Genomic DNA, 481 nt, shown 5'->3' with positions numbered 1-481 from the left:
CGCTTGCTGCCGCCCTGGCGCAGGTAACCAATGAGTTGACGCTTAAGCTCGCCGCGTGGGTATGCATAGATTGTCAGGTAGATCGTTTCGTGACTCACATGCCGCTCAGGATTATCAGGCCAGTAGTCCTTGAGTCTGGCGGCAATTTGCTGAGGAGACCAGCCCTTGGCCAACATGCTGTGTACGACCTGGAACAGTTCAGAACCAGGGGCAAGAAGCTTGCTGCGCCTCGGGACGTGTCTGAGGGCACGGGCTCGAGCACCGGCAGTGCTGGCGTCATAGTGCCCAGGCTGCGACTGGCGCCGCACCTCTCGACTCAGCGTGCTGGGTTGGCGCCCAAGAACTTGGGCGATGGCTCGCAGCGAGGCGCCTTGCATACGCATGATCATTAGCGTTACGCGCTCTTCGATGGTCAAGTGGGTGTAGTGAGTAGTCATGCAGCACCTTACCTCGGGTGTTGCACTTGGTCACTGAGACCGCC

General features: G+C 59.5%; 1 protein-coding gene. It reads right to left on the bottom strand.

The annotated features are described in order from the left end of the window. Positions 1-437, bottom strand: a 437-nt coding sequence (locus ACEWE8_RS26115; protein WP_395589454.1) for a transposase, incomplete at its 3' end; no start/stop codon positions are given. Between the last annotated feature and the right edge of the window lie 44 nt (positions 438-481).

This window comes from Pseudomonas sp. TR47, from assembly GCF_044143025.1.
Lineage (GTDB): Bacteria > Pseudomonadota > Gammaproteobacteria > Pseudomonadales > Pseudomonadaceae > Aquipseudomonas > Aquipseudomonas putida_E.
This window is presented reverse-complemented; position numbering and strand designations above follow the sequence as displayed.